Source organism: Serratia sp. (in: enterobacteria) (genome assembly GCF_052400455.1).
Lineage (GTDB): Bacteria > Pseudomonadota > Gammaproteobacteria > Enterobacterales > Enterobacteriaceae > Serratia > Serratia ureilytica.
This window is the reverse complement of the sequence record NZ_CP185812.1, coordinates 3,374,359-3,395,177: the sequence shown is the minus strand read 5'-3', so window position 1 is coordinate 3,395,177 and position 20,819 is coordinate 3,374,359. Positions and strand designations below refer to the sequence as shown.

At 59.0% G+C, this 20,819-nt stretch carries 19 protein-coding genes, 1 tRNA gene and 1 pseudogene; 12 read left to right on the top strand and 9 right to left on the bottom strand.

Annotated features, from left to right (window positions below; translation table 11 throughout):
• Nucleotides 1-67 precede the first annotated feature (67 nt).
• Together ACORQT_RS16490 and ACORQT_RS16485 are read right to left on the bottom strand one after the other, a co-directional pair.
• Nucleotides 68-862, bottom strand: a complete 795-nt coding sequence (locus tag ACORQT_RS16490) for a hypothetical protein (protein WP_164057601.1) — start codon at nucleotides 860-862, stop codon at nucleotides 68-70.
• A gap of 30 nt (nucleotides 863-892) precedes the next feature.
• Entirely contained in the window at nucleotides 893-1,618 is a 726-nt protein-coding gene (locus ACORQT_RS16485) for a lipoprotein (RefSeq protein WP_033643765.1), read from the bottom strand.
• Between the two features lie 368 nt (nucleotides 1,619-1,986).
• On the opposite strand from ACORQT_RS16485, the gene ACORQT_RS16480 reads away from it, so the two are divergent.
• Nucleotides 1,987-2,718: an ATP-binding protein gene (locus tag ACORQT_RS16480; protein WP_108681467.1), complete on the top strand. Its 732-nt coding sequence runs from the start codon at nucleotides 1,987-1,989 to the stop codon at nucleotides 2,716-2,718.
• Between the two features lie 64 nt (nucleotides 2,719-2,782).
• On the opposite strand, the gene spt is transcribed toward ACORQT_RS16480, so the two are convergent.
• Genes spt through ACORQT_RS16460 form a run of 4 tightly spaced genes read right to left on the bottom strand, consistent with a single transcriptional unit; the run spans nucleotide 2,783 to nucleotide 6,884 of the window.
• A complete protein-coding gene (spt, locus tag ACORQT_RS16475; RefSeq protein WP_147838520.1) occupies nucleotides 2,783-3,955 on the bottom strand; it encodes a serine palmitoyltransferase in 1,173 nt (390 codons plus the stop codon).
• On the bottom strand, nucleotides 3,942-4,202 hold the full coding sequence (locus tag ACORQT_RS16470) for an acyl carrier protein (RefSeq protein ID WP_015378483.1): 261 nt from the start codon (nucleotides 4,200-4,202) through the stop codon (nucleotides 3,942-3,944). The genes spt and ACORQT_RS16470 overlap by 14 nt, the downstream gene beginning before the upstream one ends.
• Before the next feature lie 31 nt (nucleotides 4,203-4,233).
• Complete coding sequence (locus tag ACORQT_RS16465) at nucleotides 4,234-5,148, bottom strand: NAD-dependent epimerase/dehydratase family protein (RefSeq protein ID WP_033643762.1); 915 nt, start codon at nucleotides 5,146-5,148, stop codon at nucleotides 4,234-4,236.
• The gene (locus tag ACORQT_RS16460; protein WP_033643761.1) at nucleotides 5,145-6,884 is read right to left on the bottom strand and encodes a fatty acyl-AMP ligase; all 1,740 of its coding nucleotides are present in this window, start codon (nucleotides 6,882-6,884) and stop codon (nucleotides 5,145-5,147) included. The genes ACORQT_RS16465 and ACORQT_RS16460 overlap by 4 nt, the downstream gene beginning before the upstream one ends.
• A gap of 739 nt (nucleotides 6,885-7,623) precedes the next feature.
• On the opposite strand from ACORQT_RS16460, the gene ACORQT_RS16455 reads away from it, so the two are divergent.
• The 3 genes and pseudogenes from ACORQT_RS16455 to ACORQT_RS16445 form a co-directional block, all read left to right on the top strand.
• Nucleotides 7,624-8,748 (top strand): N-acetyltransferase, encoded by a 1,125-nt coding sequence (locus tag ACORQT_RS16455; RefSeq protein WP_147838519.1) that lies wholly within the window; start codon nucleotides 7,624-7,626, stop codon nucleotides 8,746-8,748.
• 185 nt (nucleotides 8,749-8,933) lie between these two features.
• Entirely contained in the window at nucleotides 8,934-9,320 is a 387-nt protein-coding gene (locus tag ACORQT_RS16450) for a diacylglycerol kinase (protein WP_444859244.1), read from the top strand.
• A gap of 102 nt (nucleotides 9,321-9,422) precedes the next feature.
• Nucleotides 9,423-10,319: pseudogene (locus ACORQT_RS16445) on the top strand (LysR family transcriptional regulator); the annotation flags it as partial.
• On the opposite strand, the gene ACORQT_RS16440 reads toward ACORQT_RS16445, so the two are convergent.
• Both ACORQT_RS16440 and ACORQT_RS16435 read right to left on the bottom strand, forming a co-directional pair.
• Nucleotides 10,297-11,103 (bottom strand): substrate-binding domain-containing protein, encoded by an 807-nt coding sequence (locus tag ACORQT_RS16440; protein WP_444859243.1) that lies wholly within the window; start codon nucleotides 11,101-11,103, stop codon nucleotides 10,297-10,299. The pseudogene ACORQT_RS16445 and the gene ACORQT_RS16440 overlap by 23 nt on opposite strands.
• Before the next feature lie 26 nt (nucleotides 11,104-11,129).
• Entirely contained in the window at nucleotides 11,130-12,425 is a 1,296-nt protein-coding gene (locus tag ACORQT_RS16435; protein WP_033643756.1) for an MFS transporter, read from the bottom strand.
• A 438-nt stretch (nucleotides 12,426-12,863) separates the two neighbouring features.
• Here ACORQT_RS16435 and ACORQT_RS16430 point away from each other — a divergent pair, with 438 nt between their 5' ends.
• The 3 genes from ACORQT_RS16430 to ACORQT_RS16420 all read left to right on the top strand — a co-directional run bounded on the left by ACORQT_RS16430 (nucleotide 12,864) and on the right by ACORQT_RS16420 (nucleotide 15,159).
• Nucleotides 12,864-13,217, top strand: coding sequence for a type II toxin-antitoxin system RelE/ParE family toxin (locus ACORQT_RS16430; protein ID WP_089194950.1), 354 nt, complete (start codon nucleotides 12,864-12,866; stop codon nucleotides 13,215-13,217).
• 4 nt (nucleotides 13,218-13,221) lie between these two features.
• Nucleotides 13,222-13,524, top strand: coding sequence for an XRE family transcriptional regulator (locus ACORQT_RS16425; protein ID WP_016927038.1), 303 nt, complete (start codon nucleotides 13,222-13,224; stop codon nucleotides 13,522-13,524).
• Nucleotides 13,525-13,950: 426 nt separating this feature from the next.
• Complete coding sequence (locus ACORQT_RS16420; protein WP_108681456.1) at nucleotides 13,951-15,159, top strand: aldose 1-epimerase family protein; 1,209 nt, start codon at nucleotides 13,951-13,953, stop codon at nucleotides 15,157-15,159.
• A gap of 73 nt (nucleotides 15,160-15,232) precedes the next feature.
• On the opposite strand, the gene ACORQT_RS16415 is transcribed toward ACORQT_RS16420, so the two are convergent.
• Nucleotides 15,233-15,308: transfer RNA gene (locus ACORQT_RS16415), tRNA-Asn, on the bottom strand.
• Nucleotides 15,309-15,764: 456 nt separating this feature from the next.
• On the opposite strand from ACORQT_RS16415, the gene ACORQT_RS16410 reads away from it, so the two are divergent.
• From ACORQT_RS16410 to ACORQT_RS16390, 5 genes are all read left to right on the top strand, one after another.
• Nucleotides 15,765-16,883, top strand: a complete 1,119-nt coding sequence (locus ACORQT_RS16410; RefSeq protein WP_016927040.1) for a branched-chain amino acid ABC transporter substrate-binding protein — start codon at nucleotides 15,765-15,767, stop codon at nucleotides 16,881-16,883.
• Nucleotides 16,884-17,007: 124 nt separating this feature from the next.
• Nucleotides 17,008-17,922, top strand: coding sequence for an ABC transporter permease subunit (locus ACORQT_RS16405; RefSeq protein ID WP_033643752.1), 915 nt, complete (start codon nucleotides 17,008-17,010; stop codon nucleotides 17,920-17,922).
• Between the two features lie 10 nt (nucleotides 17,923-17,932).
• On the top strand, nucleotides 17,933-19,219 hold the full coding sequence (gene livM, locus ACORQT_RS16400; RefSeq protein WP_033643751.1) for a high-affinity branched-chain amino acid ABC transporter permease LivM: 1,287 nt from the start codon (nucleotides 17,933-17,935) through the stop codon (nucleotides 19,217-19,219).
• Nucleotides 19,216-20,091 carry an ABC transporter ATP-binding protein gene (locus ACORQT_RS16395; protein ID WP_033651873.1) on the top strand — a complete coding sequence of 292 codons (876 nt, stop codon included), beginning with the start codon at nucleotides 19,216-19,218 and terminating at the stop codon, nucleotides 20,089-20,091. The genes livM and ACORQT_RS16395 overlap by 4 nt, the downstream gene beginning before the upstream one ends.
• Nucleotides 20,088-20,804: an ABC transporter ATP-binding protein gene (locus ACORQT_RS16390; RefSeq protein WP_033651872.1), complete on the top strand. Its 717-nt coding sequence runs from the start codon at nucleotides 20,088-20,090 to the stop codon at nucleotides 20,802-20,804. Before ACORQT_RS16395 ends, ACORQT_RS16390 begins: the two co-directional genes overlap by 4 nt.
• The last annotated feature ends 15 nt before the right edge of the window (nucleotides 20,805-20,819 follow it).

Below are 20,819 nucleotides of genomic sequence, written 5' to 3'. Positions count from 1 at the left end.
AAACCAGCCATCATCGTTATTTTTGTGCATCTTGTGTTCCGCACTCATGCGCTTGCCCTGTATCTTTTTAATAAACCTGAGTTTCTTTACCGGCGTTTTTGCCGGGTTGCCCGATGTCGCTCTGCGGGCGCTTCGCGTGGTTCACCACGGCGGAAATGGCGTTGAGCGCGTTGCTCAGCACCTCGTCGTAAGGGGCTCTGGCGTCCAGCTCGATGATGCGCGCGCCGTTGTACTGCAGGCGCACCATGGCGGAAATCTTGTCTTTCAGCTCTTCATAGCTGTGATCGGGCTTGCGGGAAAACGCCGTATCGACGTCGATATCCAGGCGAATGATCAGCTCCGGCCGATAGACGGCCATGCGTTGATATAAACGGCGTTCGCGCGCCGCCAGGCGGCGCAATAGCCGGCCTTTTGCGCGTTCCACGCCGATGCCGGGCCCATCGTAGTAAAAACCGGAAATTTCCGCCTGCGGGTAGCGATCGCTGATCACCAGCACGCCGCTCTGCGCCAGCCGCCGCACCTTGCGCAGGTTGGCGGCGCGCCACAGCGAAAAGCCGTACATGATCAGCGCCGCCCACAGCGCCGGCGGCCTGTTGCTCATGCGCTGGGTTTTATCGGATTTGGCCGCCAGGCGCCGCTCCAGCCACACGCCGATGAACGGCAATTTCTTGATTTTGTCGCCGTCTTCGCCGGAGATCAGCCCCAAATAGCGGCGCTGCGTGGGGCGATGCTGCTGCAGGTTTTTCACCAGATCGGCGGTCAGCGTGGACTTGCCCGTGCCGTCGCTGCCCACCACGGCAATCAGCCCGGTGATGCAGGCGGGAGAGGTATCCTGCTCGGCAGTGAGTTTATTTTTTTTCATCTGTTTCGGTACGAAAAGGTTATTTGGCGGCTAGGCATTGGCGGCCCTCAGCGATATTTTAACGGCGCGCAGCGAGGCATCGAAAATATGCTTGGCCGGCTCGCGGCCGTCCAAATCCAATATGTTAGCGCCGTTAAACGTTAGGTGCGGGATGACGGCGATCTTTTCACGCAACGCCGCCAACGAGTGATCGGGTTTGCGTGAATAGGCCGTTTGCTCGTCAATATCCAACCGAATTAATAATAAGGGCTGATAAGACGCCATCCAGTGGTACAGACGTTGTTCGCGTTTTCTCAGCCAGCGTATCCAGCGATTGCCGCCGGCGGTTTTCGCCAGCTGCGGGCCATCGAAACGAAATCCCGCCACTTCGGCCTGCGGATAACGATCGGTAATCAGCAATGCGCCGCGGCGACTTTTCTTCAGCATGCGGCGGAATTTAAAAACGCGCCAATAGGAAAGTAAAAAGATCACCAGCGCCGTGGCATTATCCGGCGGCGTAGCAGGGCGATCGTGCACGCGCTGCGATTTCTTCAGCAAATAACGCCCGAAGGGCGCGCCAATAATCGGCAGCGAACTGATCCATTCGCCGATACGCCCGGAAGACTGGCCGAGATAAAGCAGTTCGGCAGGTTCTTGCGCCGATAAGGCCTCGACCAGACTGGCGGCCAGGGTGGATTTTCCCGAGCCGTCACAGCCGGTTATCGCTATTACGCGCACGGGCGAGCGATCAGATGAAGGTCTTATCTGCTGACTCACAATAATTAATCCAATGCGAAAAAAACTATTGTATTCCAATACGCCTTGGGTTCAAGATATTTATTGTGCTTTGCCGCGATAAAATAATGAGTTCGGTATTCCTGTTGGTTATTTGAATTGATATTTATGGCGTTCGTTCTTGTTATTTTGTGCTAATTGGCCGGGCGTAAGCCGGTTTCGCTTTTTATGTTAACTTTCGGCCTGGCTGACGGCGAAAAAAGAGCAGAGGTTTTCCATTTTCGCTTAATCTTTTGTGCGGTTTGGCGCGGCGTCATGGCAATTATCTTCGCGCTGCCGTCGCGGCCGTGAGCGATATTTCGTTGCAAATAGGGCATGCCGTTTCTGGTGTATTGAAAGAGAGTCTGATTATGAATGCAAAATTTCCGCCGCTGATTGCGGTTATCGGCAGCGACGGATCGGGTAAGTCCACCGTTTGTGAACATCTGATCGAATATGTGAAACATTATGGCCCGGCGGTGCAGGTGCATTTGGGCAAACAGGCGGGCAACGTCGGGCGCGCGGCGGCGAAACTGCCGCTGCTCGGGCGCTCGGTGGGCAAGGCTATCGAAAGCAATACCAAAAAAGTCAAAACGAAGAAATCCCGCATCGGCCTGTTGCCGTCGGCGGTGATCATCGCCTTCGTGGGGCGGCGGCTGCTGCGGTTTCGCCGCATGCTGGCGTTTCGGCGGCAGGGGTATATCGTGCTGACCGACCGTTTTCCGCAGGCGCAAATCCCCGGCGCTTATGACGGCACGGTATTTCCCGTCGATGTTGAAGGCAGCCGTTTCGTCCGTTGGCTGGCGGCGCGGGAGCGGGCGGCGTTCCAGTGGATGGCGAAGCAAAAACCGGATCTGGTGCTCAAGCTGAATGTCAGTCTGGACGTGGCCTGCGCCCGTAAACCCGATCACCGCAAAGCGGCGCTGGAGAAGAAGATCGCCGTCACGCCGTTATTGACCTTCGAAGGCGCCGACATCGTGGATCTCGATGCCGATCGGCCGATCGAGGAGGTGCTTTCGGCGGCGGAAAAAGCCATCGAGGAATTTATGGCGGTGCAGGGGTATCGCTATTCGGCTGATGGGGCATCACCGGTTGCGCGCTGAGGCGCAGCGATTCGGCAGGGCGGCGATGGCGTTTTCGCCGCCGCCGCGGCCGAGAGGGAAGGCTTTATTTTTTCAGCGCCGCAAAGGCGCGCACGATGGTGTCTATTTCTTCATCGCTGTGCGCGGCATTGACGCTGCAGCGCAGCAGGGTGACGCCCGCCGGCGCGGCCGGCGGCAGCACCAGATTCACATACACGCCGTGGGCGATCAGCTCACGCCAGAAACGCAGGCCGTCCTCCTTCGAACCGATCATCACCGGCACTACCGGGCTGATGCGCGGCCCCAGGGTATAGCCCAGCTCGGCGAGGCCGTGATACAGGCGGTGCGCGTTGCTCCACAGTTTTTCCCGCAGCTCGGGATGGCGCGCGATTTTTTGCAGCGCCGTGCGCACCGACGCGATGCTGGACGGCGACGGCGAAGCGGTAAAGATATACGGCCGGCTGCTGTAGCGCAGCACGTCCATCCCCTTGCCGCCGACGGCGAAACCGCCGATCGAAGCCAGGCTTTTGCTGAAGGTGCCCATGATGATATCCACGTCTTGCTCGACGCCCAGCGCTTCGGCCAGGCCGCGGCCGTTTTCGCCCATTACGCCGAAGGAATGCGCTTCGTCGACCAGCAGATACCCGCCCAGCCGCCGCTTGATATCGACGATTTCCACCAGCGGGGCGACGTCGCCCAGCATGCTGTAGATGCCTTCCACGATAATGAGCGCCTCGCGCGCGCGTTCGCCCAGGCGCACCATGCGGCGCTCCAGATCGGCGGCGTCATTGTGGCGAAAGCGAATAATCTCCGCGCCGCCGAGGGCGCAGGCGTCGTAAATGCTCGCGTGGCTGTCCGCGTCGATCAACACCACGGATCCCGGCCCCGCCAGCGTGCTGATGACGCCCAGGTTGGCGGTGTAGCCGGTGGAGAACACGATGGCGCTCGGGCGATCGAAGAATGCCGCCAGCTCCCGTTCGAGCGCCAGGTGCGATCCGTAGCTGCCGTTCGCCATGCGCGAGCCGGTGGTGCCGGTGCCGAGTGCGGCCAGGGCCGATTGGCCGGCGGCGATCGCCTGCGCATCGAACGTCAGGCCAAGGTAGTTATTGGTGCCGGCGAGGACAATCTTTTGATCGCCGATGCGCCCCTGGGTGGCGGAATAGACTTCGTCGATGCAGGTACCGAACGGATTCAGGCCGGAGGTTTGAAATTGTTCGCGGTCGCCCGCGAGCCGCGCAAACTTATCATACAGTCCCATGGTTTTTCTCCAGATAAGGGCGCAGCGCGTCAAGCAGTTGCTCAGGCGTTCTGACATCAAGCAATATATTGATCGGAATGGAGATATCTAATTCATCTTCCAGCATCATCAGCAGATCCAAGACTCTGATGGATTCCAGGCCAAGATCATTGACGAGATCGCTATCAGGTTTTATTTCCACTCCGCCTTCGACGATACCTTGCAAACACGTCAGGATATAATCCATTACAGCATCGCGATTTAGCATAAGAACGTTGACACACCTCTACTTGGAATAATTAAAACAGCCCTTCACGCAGCGCGCGTTCCAAACTCACCTGTGGAAACCAATTAATCTGTTGCGACAGCGCCTGATTGTTGGCGGACCAGTCTTGATGGGTTAATTCGCGTATTTTGCTGCGCGTCAGCATCGGCTCCTGTTTTATCAGGCGGTTCCACACCACGCTGATATCCGCCAGGGCTTTCAGCAGCGGCAGCGGAATGCCCACCAGCCGCACCGGCCCGTGACGCACGGCGGCGCCGATGTCCCGCAGGCGCAGCCAGTCATAGCCTTCGGCCACGCCGTCGCACAGTTCGTAAATATTCGACTGCGCGGGCTGCGCCAATAACCATTGGCCGACCGCCTTCGCCAAATCGCTCACGTGCAGAAAAGAGAGCCTGGCGTCAGGCGCGCCCAGCCGGGGCAGCACGCCGCGCAGCAGGCCGTTGAACAGCGGTTTCAGCTCTTTATCGCCCGGCCCGTAGACCGCCGTCGGGCGGAAAATCCCCAGCGCGATCTCGCCCGAGGCGGCGATCAATTGCTGCTCGGCGGCCTGTTTTGAATGGGCGTACCAGGACAGCGTCGGATGGCGCGCCGCCAGCGATGACATGAACAAGAAACGATTGCAGCGGCCGTTTTGCCTGGCCGCCTGCATCAGGTTCAGGCTGCCGGTCACGTTGCAGCGGGTGAACACCGCTTCCGCATGCCCGCGCACCTGGCCCGCACAGTGCACGACGCACTCGGCGCCGCGCACCAGTTCGGTGAGCGAAGGCCGATCTTCCAGCGCGCCGGGGATCCACTGCAGGTTGTCCGCGGCGGCTTTGTCGGCTTGCCGCGTCAGGGCGCGCACGCTAAACCCCTGCGCCAGCAGTTCTCGGACGATATGCCGGCCGATAAAGCCGGTCGCGCCCGTCACCGCCACGGTGCCGCTCATTGCGCGAAACCGGCCAACTGCGGCATTTGCGGGTAGAGCGAAGCGCTCAGCCAGCGTTTCTTGGCTTCGGCGCGGGCGGGTTTGCCCGACGACGTGCGGGGAATGCTGTGCGGCGGCAGCAGCTCGATGTCCACCGCGATGCCGAATTCGCTTTGAATGCGCGCGCTCAGCGAATGCACGATCTGCTCCCGGCGCTCTTCCGAACTGACTCGGCATTGGATCTGCAAAATGATCCTGGCCGCTTCGTCGTGTTCTTCGGTCACGAAGGCGATCGCATCGCCGGAACGTATTTCCGGTTCGGATTCCGCGACGTACTCGATATCCTGCGGCCAGATATTGCGGCCGCGAATGATGATCAAATCCTTCTTGCGGCCGGTGACGTACAGATAGCCGTCCAGCAGGTAGCCCAGATCGCCGGTATCCATCCAGCCGGTCACCTGAATTTGCTGCTGGGACTCAGCATCGCAGAAATAGCCGTTCATCAGGCTGGGGCCGGAAATCGTGATATGGCCGACCTGGCGCTCCGGCAGCGGTTGCCCGGTTTCGCTGCGGATCTCGATGCGGTGGCCAGGCAGCGCACGGCCGCAGTTGACGAAGGTCGAGACGGCGCGGGTTTTTTTGCCCGGCGCGACCGCTTTACCCTCGTACTCCAAAATATCGCGGTCGACCGCGTTGGTTTGCGGGCCGGAGCAAGGATCGGAAAAGCTCACCGCCAGGGTGTTCTCGGCCAGCCCGTAGCACGGCATGAAGGCCTTGCTGTCGAAGTTGATGCTGCTGAAGTGTTCGCCAAACTGGCTGAGCAGCTCGGCCGGGATCGGCTCGGCGCCCACGCCGGCGACCCGCCAACTGGAGAGATCCAGATCGGCCAGCTCTTTGGCGTTGCTGCGGCGCAGACACAGATCGTAGCCGAACGGCGGGGCAACGGACACCGTGCCGCGATTCTTGGCGATCAGTTTCAGCCACTGCATCGGGCGCATGGCGAAATCTTGCGTGCGCAGATAATCGACGGACAGCTGGGTCGCCACCGGCGTCAGCAGGAAACCGACCAGGCCCATATCGTGATAGAAGGGCAGCCACGACACGCAGCGATCGCCCGCGCGCAGCTTGATGCCGTCGCGACTGATCGCATTCAGGTTCGCCATCGCCGCCCGCTGGGTGATGATCACGCCGCGCGGGAAGCGGGTGCTGCCCGAAGTGTATTGGAGATAGGCGATATCGTCGGGCGAAGGCGCCGGCAGCGCGATCTCCGGCTCCGGCAATGCGTTGAAATCCGCGTCGCTGAGGATGTGCATCGCTGACGCGTTTTCCGTGGCGGAGGCGATGAGCGGCGTCCACTCTTCGCTGCTGATGATAGCCGCCGGGTTGCAGCTGGCGATCAGCCCTTTCAGTTTGGCGGTGTAGGAGTCGCGCTGGCCCACGCCCATCGGGATCGCCAACGGCACCGCCACCAGGCCGGCATATTGGCAAGCGAAAAAGGCTTCGACGAACCCCGCGCTGGTTTCGGCGATAAGCGCCACGCGATCGCCTTTCTTGAGCTTCAGGGACAATAAACGCCGCGCGCCCGAGATCGCTTTTTGCTGCAGCGTGCGATAATCGAGAACGGTCACGAGTTGATTGCGCCGATCGTAAAAATTCATTCCCGTATTACCGAGCGCCGCGTAATCCAACGCGTCCACTAAAGTGGGGAAGTCCGCATAGCGCATGGGAAGAGAATGAACGGAACTTGTTTCAGACATAGACAAACTTAGCCATAGATTAAAAATCACCAAAAGAGTTAAATCACTCTTGGCGAGGTAATTGATGTTTTACTATGAATAGGTTTTGAATAAGTTTGTTATTCAACCATCTTCATTCCGCGAATTGCGTATATTGCCGTACTTGAGCGGCACGCCGGTTATTAACCCGGTAGCGCGTGAGCGGCCTGCATTATCAGCCTTGAGCGGCGACCTGGAGATATACGAGAGGTGATTGTAATACCCGAGGTTCGCCGTTCTTTAGTCTGCATCTGTCGGGCAGGAAATACCTGTCTGCTCATAGGTTATGACCTCATGCATGGCTATCTTCGAACTTAAACACTTCCTAAACAGTATGCCGCAAGAAATCAAAAAGTGAATGCCTCATTTAAGTTGATTCTTAAAAAGAGCATTAAGTGGTAAAAATGGCGGCGCGCCACCTGATTAAAGTCGGTACACTTAAAGCGGCGGGTTTCTTTCGCCCAAATAGCACTAAATAATAAAAGAGCACGCATGGCGTAGCATGTCAGCGCCGCGTTGGGCTTTCCTTTTTTTGTTTAATCACGCCGCCTCAGTGCGCGTGATAGGCAAATAATGCGCTGGTTCACAGGGGGGAATATTCGGTTTTTCTTATCGTTGAACCGGAGGCGATACACAATCCAATAAAAGAGAACAGCATAAAAAATGCTAAAGGCGTTGTCGCGCTCATATTTAATTATTTTATTAAAACGTAAGGCTATTTATGATCCGTATTGAGAAAGTTCTGGATAAACGCGAACTTAAAGAATTTATTGCTTTCCCTTCGTTACTGTTTCGTGATGACCCGAACTGGATTGAGCCGCTGTATTTAGAGCGCGAAGAGCACCTGTCAAAGAAGAATCCCGGCACCGATCATATCGAATGGCAGGCGTGGGTGGCGAAAAAGCAGGGGAAGGTCGTCGGGCGCATCACCGCGCAAATCGATTCTCTGCACCGGGCGCTGCACGGAGAAGATACCGGTCACTTCGGCATGATCGACGCCGTTGACGATCCCGCCGTGTTCAGCGCGTTATTCACGGCGGCGGAGGAGTGGTTGCGGTCCAAGGGCACGCGGAAAATCACCGGGCCGTTCAGCCTCAATATCAATCAGGAAAGCGGCCTGCTGGTCGAAGGGTTCGACACGCCGCCGTCGGCCCTGATGACCCATGCCAAACCCTACTATGCGGCCCAGATAGCGCAGCAAGGGTATAGCGAAGGGATTGATTTGCTTGCTTATTGGATGAAAAGAACCGACCTGCATTTTTCGCCGTCGCTGACCCGGATGATGGATCAGGTGCGCAAAAAGGTGACCGTTCGCCGCCTCAACCGCAAGCGCTTTCGCGAGGAGATGCAGGTGCTGCGCGAGGTGTTCAACTCGGGGTGGCAGCATAACTGGGGGTTTGTTCCGTTCACCGAGCATGAGTTCGCCACCATGGGGGATCAGCTGAAGTTCCTGGTGCCCGACGATATGATCCATATCGCCGAGGTGGATGGCGCGCCCTGCGCCTTTATCGTCGGGTTGCCGAACATTAATGAGGCGATTGCCGATCTGCAGGGGCGGTTATTGCCGTTCGGTTGGGCGAAGTTATTGTGGCGGCTGAAAGTCAGCGGCGTTCGCACCGCGCGCGTGCCGCTGATGGGCGTTCGCCAGGAATATCAATTCAGCCGCATCGGGCCGATTATTGCATTGCTGTTGATTGAGGTGCTGCGCGAGCCGTTCGCCAAGCGCAATATCGACGCGCTGGAAATGTCCTGGATCCTGGAAACCAATACCGGCATGCGGACGATTTTAGAACGTATCGGCGCGGTGCCTTATAAGCGCTACCGTTTGTACGAAAAGACGCTTTAATCGACTGATATCGCATCGCCTTTTAACGCCATCAGGATAATAAGCGCATTGCGTGCGGCGCCGTTCGTTTTGGGGGACTGAGCGTGAGTGAAAGCATTGTCCCCAGAGTGGAACGGTTAAGGCCGTTAATTAATAAACCCGAGATAAATTCACGGCGCGTGATTTATTGAACCACGATCGCCGTGATGCTGAAGAGAGCAGAATGCATGCCTGTGGAAAAGAAAAAGGGAATAAGCCGATTAACCTACAGCATAAGGAACTCCTGGGCCGGCTTTATTGATGCCGCGCTGACCGAAAATGCGTTTCGTGAATTATTGGTTATTAACGCCATTTTACTGTTTGTTACATTTACTCTGGATATTACAAAAATGGAGCGGCTGTTATTAATCGCCTGCAGTTTCCTGCTGCTGGTGGTTGAGCTGCTTAATACGGCGATTGAAACCGTGGTCGATCGCATTTCGCTGGCGTTGCATCCGTTATCCAAACGCGCCAAAGATCTGGGCGGCGCAGCGCAGCTGGTGGCGGTGATAATGACCATCATTATTTGGGGGACGGTGCTGCTGGGAGGATAACGGCGAGGCGCGCTCCGGCGTTAAACCGGTTGCTGCGGCTAAATAAGCGGCTATTATCGTTGCTTTACGCCTTTGGCGCCATGGTAAGGATAGGTTGCCGTTATGCCCGTGAATTTTGATCTCAACGATCTTTATGCGTTTCGCGCGCTGGTGGAGTACGGCAATTTTCGGCTGGCCGCAGAGTCCATCTGCCTGTCGCAGTCGGCATTGAGCCGCAGGATTGAGAAGCTGGAAAACGCGCTGGGCATCAAACTGTTCGATCGCACCACCCGGCGCGTGACCTTGACGCTGTACGGGCAGGCCTTCGCCGAACGTTCGGAGCAGCTGCTGATGAACGTCGAAGCGGTGATGGCTGATATCGATAAGGTCAGCCAGGAGCGGGTGGGGCTGGTCACCGTCGCCACGGTGCCGTCGGCGGCCTACTATTTCATGCCCGACGTGATACGCCGTTTCCGGCTTCGCTATCCGCGCGTGCGCGTTAAGCTGATCGACGGCAGCGCAGGCAATGTCATCGAGGCGGTCACCGGCGGCCAGGCCGATTTCGGCATCTGCTTCGCCGGGCGGCTGCAGCCTAATATTGAGTTTGTGCCGTTGGTGGGGGATGTCTACGTGGCCGCCTGCCGGCGCGACCATCCGCTCGCCGGTAAAAAGAGCCTCAGCTGGCGGGAGTTTTATCAGCAGGATTACGTGTCGCTGGATAAAACCTCCGGCAATCGCAATCTGCTCGATCAGCGCCTGGAACACATCGTGCCGGAACGCCCCAGCGTGTGTGAAACTCGCCATGTGACGACCATGCTGGGCATGGTTGAGGCGGGCATCGGCATTGCCGCCGTGCCCGCCATGTCGATGCCCGCTTCAGAGCACTCGGTGTTGACGTCGGTGCCGCTGGTCGAGCCGGTGGTGAAACGCACCGTAGGCCTCATCAGACGCGGCGGCCGCATGCAGTCTTTCGTCGCCGCCGAGCTGGAAAAGCTGATTACTGAACAGTATCACTCTGCCTGTCTGGCTGCGGCGCCGGCACGGTTCGCATGCCGGTCGCGCGAATGGTCGGCTGCGCCTGAGAGGAGGCGAGGAAGTCCAGCAGCGCTTTGCCTTCGCGGCGGTGTTCCGCCTTGGCGGTTACTGCGCCCGCGAAGCGGGTGATGTACTGCACGTTTTCAGGCAGCTCGCCGATAAAGGTCACGCCCGCCACGGGCAGCAATTCGCTGACCTGCTGGAAGCCCAGCGCGTATTTCCCCTGCGCCACTTCAGAGGCCACCGGAATGCGCTCAACCTTATGCGCTTTCCCTTTCACCTGTTCCTCGATGCCCAGCTTTTTGAACAGTTGGCCGCTGACATAGCGGCCGCTGGCGCTGTCGGAATAGGCGAAAGAGTCCGCCTGCAGCAAGACATTGCGCAGGTCGGTATCCGTTTTTATCACCGGCTTGGGCGCGCCCTGTTTGACCACCATGCCGATCGGCGAATCGGCCAGCTCCACGCGCGAACCCGGCTGGGTCCAGCGCTCTTTTTCCAGTTGGGTGAGCGCGTCGCCCACCATGATCAGCACATCGGCTTGCTCTCCGCGCGCCAGCCGCGCGGGGATCGCCTGCGGCGTTTTGCCCATCGAGGGGCCCGACACCAGAATGATTTTGTCGCCGCTTTGGGCTTCATATTCCGGGGCCAGCTTCTCCAGCGCGGCTTTGAAGCCGCCGGAGATCATGACGGTCACGTCTTTGGCCAGCGCCGCCGTACTGCAGGAGGCGCACACCAGCACGGCGAGGAGCGAACGAGTAAGTTTTTGCATGGCATCATTCCTTTTGAGATGGCGGCTTAGCGCGCGGTTTGCAGCGGCATGGCGATGCGGCGATACATATACAGCGTCGCCAGCAGGGCGCACAGCGCGGCGAAGCTCATCCAGTAGCCCGGTGAAGCCTTGTCGCCGGTGTATTCGATCAACGCGGTGGAGACTACCGGCGTAAAGCCGCCGAACACCGCCGTCGCCAGGCTGTAGGCCAGCGAGAACCCGGCCACCCGCACTTCCGTTGGCATGATCTCCGTCAAGGCCGGGATCATGGCGCCGTTGTAGAGGCCGTAAATGAAGGACAGCCACAGCAGCACGGCCAGCATCATGCTGAAGCTGGGCGCGGCGGCGAGCAGGCTCAGCGCCGGGTAGGCGGTGGCCAACGTCAGCAACGTCATGGCGACCAGCACCGGTTTGCGGCCGAAACGGTCCGACAGCGCGCCGCCGATGGGCAGCCAGATGAAGTTGGAGATCGCCACCAGCAGGGTGACCAGCAAGCTGTCGGAAGCGCTGAGCAGCAGCACCTTTTTGCCGAAGGTCGGCGCATAGACGGTGATCAGGTAAAACGCGGTGGTGGTCATGGCGACCATCAGCATGCCGGCGATCACCACCGGCCAGTTTTTCAGCAGGGTTTTAAACACGTCGCGCATCGCCAGGTGGTGACGGCGAGCGGTAAATTCCTGCGTCTCTTCCAGCTTGCGGCGCAGGAAGAAGATAAAGGGAACGATCAGGCAGCCGAACAGGAAAGGCAGGCGCCAGCCCCATTCGCGAATGGCGCTTTCTTCCAGCGCCGCATTGAGCGCGAAGCCCATGGCCGCCGCCACCATGATAGCCACCTGCTGGCTGCCGGACTGCCAGCTGGTGTAGAAGCCTTTACGGCCCGGCGTGGCGATTTCAGCCAGATAGACGGACACGCCGCCCAGCTCCGCGCCCGCCGAGAAGCCTTGCAACAGACGCCCGCACAGCACCAGCAGCGGCGCCCAAAGCCCGATGCTTTGGTAAGAGGGGATCAGCACGATCAGGAAGGTGCCCGCGGCCATGATCGACAGGGTCACGATCAACCCTTTGCGGCGGCCGACTTTATCGATGTAAGCGCCCAGCACGATGGCGCCGATCGGGCGCATCAGAAAACCTGCGCCGAATACCGCGAAGGTCATCATCAGCGAGGCGAACTCGCTGCTGGCCGGGAAAAAGGTGTGTGCGATGTAGGTAGCGTAAAAGCCGAACAGGAAAAAATCGAACTGCTCTAAAAAGTTGCCGGAGGTGACGCGCAGTATCGCGCCGGTTCTGGCCCGGGTGGTCATGGGTGAGGTAGAGGAATGCATCTTTATCTCCAGTTTGTTATTGGCGCTTGACGCCGCGCCTGTTGCTGAAGACTCGCTCAGGAAAATAAAGTAAATAAGCGCAATAAACTCATGGTGCGATGCGTTTGACGCATCAATCGGCGTTAACAATGTTGCCTAACCCGATGTAACGTGGCGTTAACAAGTTTGTCGCTCATCGCCCGCTGCGCAGAACGCCTAAAACGTTATGCGCTTTTTGTGACAGGGTTCATAAAGGGGCGGCGGGGAAGCGCCCCGTGCCTCTGAACGATTGTTCGATACCGTGCGTAAAAAGGTGAATGCCTCGCACTGCGTTTGCAAAATACGTGGATGTACGTTCAGCCTTGCAGTCACCACGCATGCCTTTGCATGCTATCCCAGCGCCTCTCTGCTATAGCTTTACATCTATATAGTTACTGATCTATATTTTAGGGAGGTCCCGTGTGGGAAATTAAAACAACGGATGCATTTGATCATTGGTTCAGATCGCTCAGCGATGCCGATCGGGCCGGCGTACTTGCCGCATTGATGGTCCTGCGGGAAAAGGGGCCGGGGCTGCCCAGACCCTATGCCGATACGGTTAAAGGCTCACGTTACAGCAATATGAAAGAGTTGCGCATTCAGTGCCGAGGCGAACCGTTGCGGGCATTCTTCGCTTTCGATCCGTACCGTATTGGCATTGTGCTTTGCGCGGGCAATAAAGCCGGTAATGAAAAGCGTTTTTACGATCGGATGATCCAGGTTGCCGATCGGGAATTCACGAACTGGCTGAACACATTAAACGAGAAGGAGTGACGCGATGGGCAGAACGTTGGAACAGCTTATTGCGGATGAAAAGCCCGAGGTCGTGGCCAAAGCGCAGGCGCTGGCGGCGGACATCATGCTGAACATTCACCTTGCCGAGCTGCGTGAAAAAGTACAGAAAACGCAGGTTGAAATGGCGCAGGCGCTGGGGATCAGGCAGCCGACCGTTGCCGTGATGGAAAAACCGGGCCGCGATCTGAAACTGTCTTCGCTTAAACGCTATGTTGAGGCGGCCGGCGGCAAACTGCGCCTGGACATTGAACTGCCGGACGGCTCTCACTACGAGTTTGTGCTGTAAGCGCTAACGGCAGAAAGGCACAAAGCCCGCTCAGATTCCCCGGTGCGGGCTTTGTGCACCAGGGCTCCTTTGACACAAGCAGGCGGCCGTGAAAGCAACGAGGCTCAAGACGGGCAGGCTGTCTGAGCGCTTTCGTTTGGGCCGGATAGCGTTAAACAAGCCACCCGCACTCCCTTCGCGATGTCTTGCTTGCCCGTAACTGTCTCCTTGCTCTTTAGCTGAAACGATACAAATTATGTTGATAAATAGCTCGTTTCATGTGCAAAAACTCAACGTCTTTCATTAAAACTGCGATGAAATTCGTATTTTTATCGCGCTATTTCTTCAAATACTCACCCGGTGAAGCTCATCACATTTCTTTAACCTGCTTAACAGTAGATTTTCCTTGTTTAGAAAAAAAATCGATTCAGCTAAAGGGGAAGGGAAATGAAAAAGACATGGGTTATGGCGGTGTTTTCGGCCCTGATTTCAGGGCAGGCGGCGGCGCAGAGTTGGGTGCTGACCAGCGCTGAAGATGGCGTGGAGAAAGGAAACTGGAAGATTTCGAGTGAGGCGCTGAAGGTGAAGGATAAAACGTTCAGCATTGAGCAGAAAGTGTTGCACGGCGGCAAGCAAGAAGGCAGCAAAGTCGTCATTATCCGCAGCGAGGATGGCCTGACCATCACGCTGAGCCCCACCCGCGGCATGAACCTCCTGCGGGCAGAAGGATTTGGCGCGAAAATGGGATGGGATTCCCCGGTCAAAGAGGTGGTCAACCCCGCCTTTATCAACCTGGAAAGCCGCAATGGGCTCGGCTGGCTGGAAGGTTTCAATGAGATGATGGTGCGTTGTGGCTATGAGTGGACCGGGCATCCGGTGACCGACGCAGGGCAAATTTACACGTTGCACGGCAAAGCGGGCAATACGCCGGCCTCGCGGGTTGAGGTTGAGGTAGCGGATACGGCGCCGTATGAAATTCGTATTCGTGGCCTGATCAAAGAGAGCACATTCAAAAAAGCCGATCTGCAAACCCTGACCGAATTGCGCTATGTGCCCGGCAGCAACAGTTTCAGCCTGCATGATGTGTTAACCAACCGGGCGGACTATCCCCATGACTACCAGATTATTTATCACAGCAATTTCGGCGCGCCGATTCTGGAAAATGGCGCCCGCTTCCTGGCGCCGATGGCCAGCATCAGCCCGTTTAACGATTATGCCAAAGCCGGGCTGAAGACCTGGGGAACCTATGCCGGGCCAACCAAAGGGTTCGATGAAATGGTCTTTAACATTAAGCCATTATCGGATCCGAATCATCAAACGCTGGCGGCGCTGGTCAATAACGCGGGCGACAAAGGGGTGGCTATTCAGTTCGATACCCGCCAGCTGCCCGTCCTGACGCTGTGGAAGAATACCGATACGTTAAAACAGGGGTATGTGACGGGGATTGAGCCGGGCACCAGCTATGCCTACCCGGTCACTATTGAGCGCGAACAAAAACGCGTTAAGCAGCTGCAGCCTGGCGCCAGTGCGCAGTTTGATCTGACCTATACCTTGCTGCACAGCAAAGCGCAGGTGGCGGATCTGGAGAAGAAGATTGCGGATATTCAGGGCAAGGTAAAAATTGAAGAGAATGACGCGCCGATAGCCAAGGAGTAACGCTGCCTGTCGACGCATTCAGCGTTAAAGCAAAAAGCCCGCTTAAGTTTCCTTAAGCGGGCTTCTCTAAATATGGCTCCTCTGACTGGACTCGAACCAGTGACATACGGATTAACAGTCCGCCGTTCTACCGACTGAACTACAGAGGAATCGTTGGAACGGGGCGAATAATAGCGGGGCATCCGGGGTTTGTCAAAGCGCTAAACTGCAAAAAAAGCGCGTTTGCTGAGGGAATGAGCACCTTGCGCTGTTTTTCGGCATTTTCCATCGCGATGCGTTGATTTTTGCATCCCCAATCGTTTTGACGCCGCTTGCACACGCCTTTGCACGGCGATGGTGCAGGGCCGTTCTCCCACCCATACTTCCACTCGCGCTAACCGTATTGGCCAGACCCTGGTTAACGCCGCCACACGCCGCGCCGCAACTGATATGTAGGATGAATAAGCAAACAATATGTATTCGTCGTCACAATGGCTGGATTTTTGCTTACCCATTTTTGGGGAATGCGACTGCGCTCTCAAGAAAATTATTTTCCCCGTCTACACATAAAGTGACTGATCCGCGCCCCAGGGCGTTTCGCTACAACAGTGCTGAGGAAGATAACAATGTCATCGAAATTGATAAAAAGTCCGCTCGCTGCTTTGCTCATCGGTTGTTTAGGTACGGCGTTTTCCGCGCAGGCCGATATCGTCATCGGCGTCGCCGGGCCGTTCTCCGGGCCGAACGCCACCTATGGCGATCAGTATTGGCGCGGGGCTTCGCAGGCGGCGGCGGACATCAACGCCGCCGGCGGGATCAAAGGGGAAAAAATCAAACTGGTGCAGGGGGATGACGCCTGCGAACCGAAACAGGCGGTCGCGGTCGCCAACCGGCTGGTGGATCAGGACAAGGTGTCGGCGGTGGTCGGCCACTTCTGTTCCTCATCCACCATGCCCGCCTCCGAGGTGTATGACGAGGCCGGCATCATCGCCATTACCCCCGGCTCCACCAACCCGCAGATCACCGAGCGCGGCATGAAGACCATGTTCCGCATGTGCGGGCGCGACGATCAGCAGGGGGTGATCGCCACCAACTACATGCTGGATACCCTGAAGGCCAAACGCATCGCGGTGATCCACGATAAAGACACCTACGGCCAGGGGTTGGCGGACGCCGCCAAGGCGGCGATGAACAAGCGCGGGGTTAAAGAGGTGCTGTACGAGGGGCTGTCGCGCGGCGAGAAAGACTTCAACGCCCTGGTGACCAAGATCGCTTCGGTTAAGCCGGACGTGGTCTACTTCGGCGGCTGCCATCCCGAAGCCGGGCCGCTGGTGCGCCAGATGCGCGAGCAGGGCGTGACCGCCAAGTTCTTCTCCGGCGACTGCGTGGTGACCGAAGAGCTGGTGACCGCCGCCGGCGGGCCGCAGTACACCAACGGCGTGCTGATGACCTTCGGCAACGATCCGCGCCAGATCGCGGAAGGCAAGGCGGTGATCGCCAAGTTCCGCGCCAGCGGCTTTGAGCCGGAAGGGTACACCCTTTACTCCTACGCTTCGATCCAGGCGATCGCCGCCGCCTTCAACGCCACCGGCGGCAAAGACAGCGCCAAGGCCGCCGAATGGCTGAAGTCGCACGATGTTGACACCGTGATGGGTAAAAAAGCCTGGGATCAGAAGGGCGATCTGAAGGTCTCGGATTACGTGGTCTATCAATGGGATGACAAGGGCAAATATCACCAACTGTAAACGGCCGAACATTGAGGGTGTGACCCTATGACCGACGGGCCGCCGCCTTGGCGCGCCCGTTCCGCGACTACCTTTGGGCCGCGTCGGACTGCGTTGGCGGCCTTACCAGGCGAGACTGCTCATTATGGATGTATTCTTTCTGCAACAGCTGATCAACGGCCTGACCCTCGGCGCGGTGTATGGCCTGATCGCCATCGGCTACACCATGGTTTACGGCATCATCGGCATGATCAACTTCGCCCACGGCGAGGTGTACATGATCTCCGCCTACCTGTGCGCCATCGGTCTGGCGCTGCTGTCGTTCTTCGGGCTGCAATCGTTCCCGCTGCTGATCCTCGGCACGCTGGTATTCACCATCGTCATCACCGGGGTGTACGGCTGGGTGATCGAGCGCATCGCCTACAGGCCGCTGCGCAACTCCACCCGCCTGGCGCCGCTGATCTCCGCCATCGGCATGTCGTTAATCCTGCAAAACTATGCGCAGATAAGCCAGGGGCCGCGCCAGCAGGGCATCCCGACGCTGCTGAGCGGCGTGTTCCGCCTGGAATTCGACGGCGGCGTGGTGCAGATCACCTACACCAAGGTGTTCATTCTGGTGGCGTCGCTGCTCGGCATGGCGATCCTCACCTACATCATTCAGCGCACCCGGCTGGGGCGCATCTGCCGCGCCACTCAGCAGGATCGCAAAATGGCCTCGATTCTCGGCATCAATACCGATCGGGTGATCTCGCTGGTGTTCGTGATTGGCGCCGCCATGGCCGGGCTGGCCGGGGTGCTGATCACCATGAACTATGGCACCTTCGATTTTTACGTCGGCTTTATCATCGGCATCAAGGCCTTCACCGCCGCGGTGTTGGGCGGCATCGGCTCGCTGCCGGGCGCGATGCTGGGTGGGCTGCTGCTCGGCGTGGCGGAGGCGCAGTTCGCCGGCATGGTGAATTCGGATTACAAGGACGTGTTCTCCTTCGGGTTGCTGGTGGCGATCCTGATCTTCCGCCCGCAGGGCCTGCTCGGCCGGCCGCTGGTCGCCAAGGTTTAAGGAGAACGCCATGTCGCAATCCGTAATCAACGGCGGGCTGAACGTCAAACGCAGCCTGCTGGATGCCGTTTTGGCCGGGCTGATCGCCCTGATCGTGTTCGGGCCGATCGTCGGCATCGTGCTGAACGGCTACAGCTTTAACTTCGAGCCGCACCGGCTGGTGTGGATCATCGTCGCGGTGATGGCCGGGCGGCTGCTGCTGAGCCTGTTCCTGCAAACCGCGCCGGGCCGCAAGGTGCTGGCGCGCTTCGACGGCGGCAACGACGGCGTGTACGTACGTCCGCTGGGCTATAAATCCAATCTGCGCTGGTTCCTGCCGCTGATGGCGGCGATCGCGCTGCTGTTCCCGTTCGTCGCCACCAAATACCTGCTGACGGTGGCGATCCTCGGCCTGATCTACGTGCTGCTCGGCCTGGGGCTGAACATTGTGGTCGGGTTGGCGGGGTTGCTCGATCTGGGGTACGTGGCGTTTTACGCCATCGGCGCCTACGGGCTGGCGTTGGGCTACCAGTATCTCGGGCTCGGTTTTTGGGCGATGCTGCCGCTCGGGGCGCTGATGGCGGCGTTGGCGGGCGCGCTGCTGGGCTTTCCGGTGCTGCGCATGCACGGCGACTATCTTGCCATCGTCACGCTCGGGTTCGGCGAGATCATCCGGCTGGTGCTGAACAACTGGATGTCGCTCACCGGCGGGCCGAACGGCATTTCGGTGCCGGCGCCGACGGTGTTCGGCCTGGAGTTCGGCCGGCGCGCTAAAGACGGCGGGGTGCCGATCCACGAGTTTCTCGGCATCGATTACAATCCCAACCTCAAGTTCATCTTCATTTACGCGATGCTGTTTTTGGTGGTGCTGCTGGTGCTGTACATCAAGCACCGGCTGACGCGCATGCCGATCGGCCGCGCCTGGGAGGCGCTGCGCGAGGACGAGATCGCCTGCCGCTCCCTCGGGCTGAACCACGTGCTGGTGAAGCTGTCGGCGTTTATGCTGGGCGCCTCCACCGCCGGGCTGGCGGGGGTGTTTTTCGCCACTTACCAGGGGTTCGTCAACCCGACTTCGTTCACCTTCTTCGAGTCGGCCCTGATCCTGGCGATCGTGGTGCTGGGCGGCATGGGCTCCACCCTCGGCGTGGTGCTGGCGGCCTTTGTGCTGACGGTGGCGCCGGAGCTGCTGCGCAGCTTCGCCGAATACCGGGTGCTGTTGTTTGGCGTGCTGATGGTGGCGATGATGATCTGGCGGCCGCGCGGGCTGGTGCGCATCAGCCGCGCCAGCTTTGCGGAACGCAAGGGGGTGGCGCCATGAGCGACGCCATTTTGCGGGTGGAACACCTGATGATGCGCTTTGGCGGCATCAAGGCGCTGAACGACGTCAATCTGGAGGTGGAGCGCGGTTCCATCACCGCCCTGATCGGCCCCAACGGCGCCGGCAAGACCACGGTGTTCAATTGCCTGACCGGTTTCTATCGCGCCACCGGCGGCGCGATCCTGCTCAATACCCACAAGCGGCCGACCGACGTGATCCAGGTGCTGGGGCAGAAGTTCCGCGCCGGCGACTGGATACGCCCGAAGCGGCTCGGTTCACGCCTCTATTACAAGATGTTCGGCGGCACTCACCTGGTCAACCGCGCCGGGCTGGCGCGCACCTTCCAGAATATCCGCCTGTTCCGCGAAATGTCGGTGGTGGAGAACCTGCTGGTGGCGCAGCACATGCAGAGCAACCGCAATCTGATCGCCGGGGTGCTGAATACGCCGGGCTACCGCCGGGCGGAAAGCGCCGCGCTCGATCACGCCTTCTACTGGCTGGAGGTGGTGGATCTGGCGGACTGCGCCAACCGGCTGGCGGGGGAGATGTCCTACGGCCAGCAGCGGCGGCTGGAGATCGCGCGCGCCATGTGCACCGCGCCGGAGATGATCTGCCTCGACGAACCGGCCGCCGGGCTGAACCCGGTGGAGACGGCCGCGCTGAGCCGCATCATCCGCTTCCTGCGCCGGGATCACGGCATCACGGTGCTGCTGATCGAGCATGACATGGGCATGGTAATGGAGATCTCCGATCGGGTGATCGTGCTCGATCACGGCGATGTGATCGCCCGCGGCACGCCGCAGGAGATTCAGCACAACGAGGCGGTGATCGCCGCTTACCTGGGCGCGGACGAAGAGGAGCTGGCGGGATGAGCGAAGCGATGTTGGAATTTCGCGAGGTCGATGTGTTTTACGGGCCGATCCAGGCGCTGCGCCAGGTGTCGCTGCAGGTGAACGCCGGGGAGACGGTAGCGCTGATCGGCGCCAACGGCGCGGGCAAGTCCACGCTGTTGATGTCGATCTTCGGTCAGCCGCGCATCGCCGGCGGGCAGATCCTGTTTCGCGGCGAGGACATCAGCCGCCGCTCCACGCACTTTGTTGCCAGCAGCGGCATCGCGCAGGCGCCGGAGGGGCGGCGCATCTTTCCGGACATGAGCGTGGAGGAGAACCTGCTGATGGGCACCATCACCGTCGGCAATCGCTACCTGGAAGAGGATTTGCCGCGCATGTTCGAGCTGTTTCCGCGCCTGAAAGAGCGGCGCAACCAGCGGGCGATGACCATGTCCGGCGGCGAACAGCAGATGCTGGCGATCGCCCGCGCGCTGATGAGCCGGCCGAAGCTGTTGCTGCTGGACGAGCCGAGCCTGGGGCTGGCGCCGATCGTGGTGCGGCAGATCTTCGGGGTGCTGCGCGAACTGACCCGCAGCGGCATGACGCTGTTTCTGGTGGAGCAGAACGCCAACCATGCGTTGAAACTGTCCGATCGCGGCTATGTGATGGTCAACGGCCAGATCCGCCTCACCGGCAGCGGGGAAGAACTGTTGAACGATCCGCAGGTGAGAAAGGCGTATCTGGGCGGCGGCTGACAGCCGCCTGCGGGC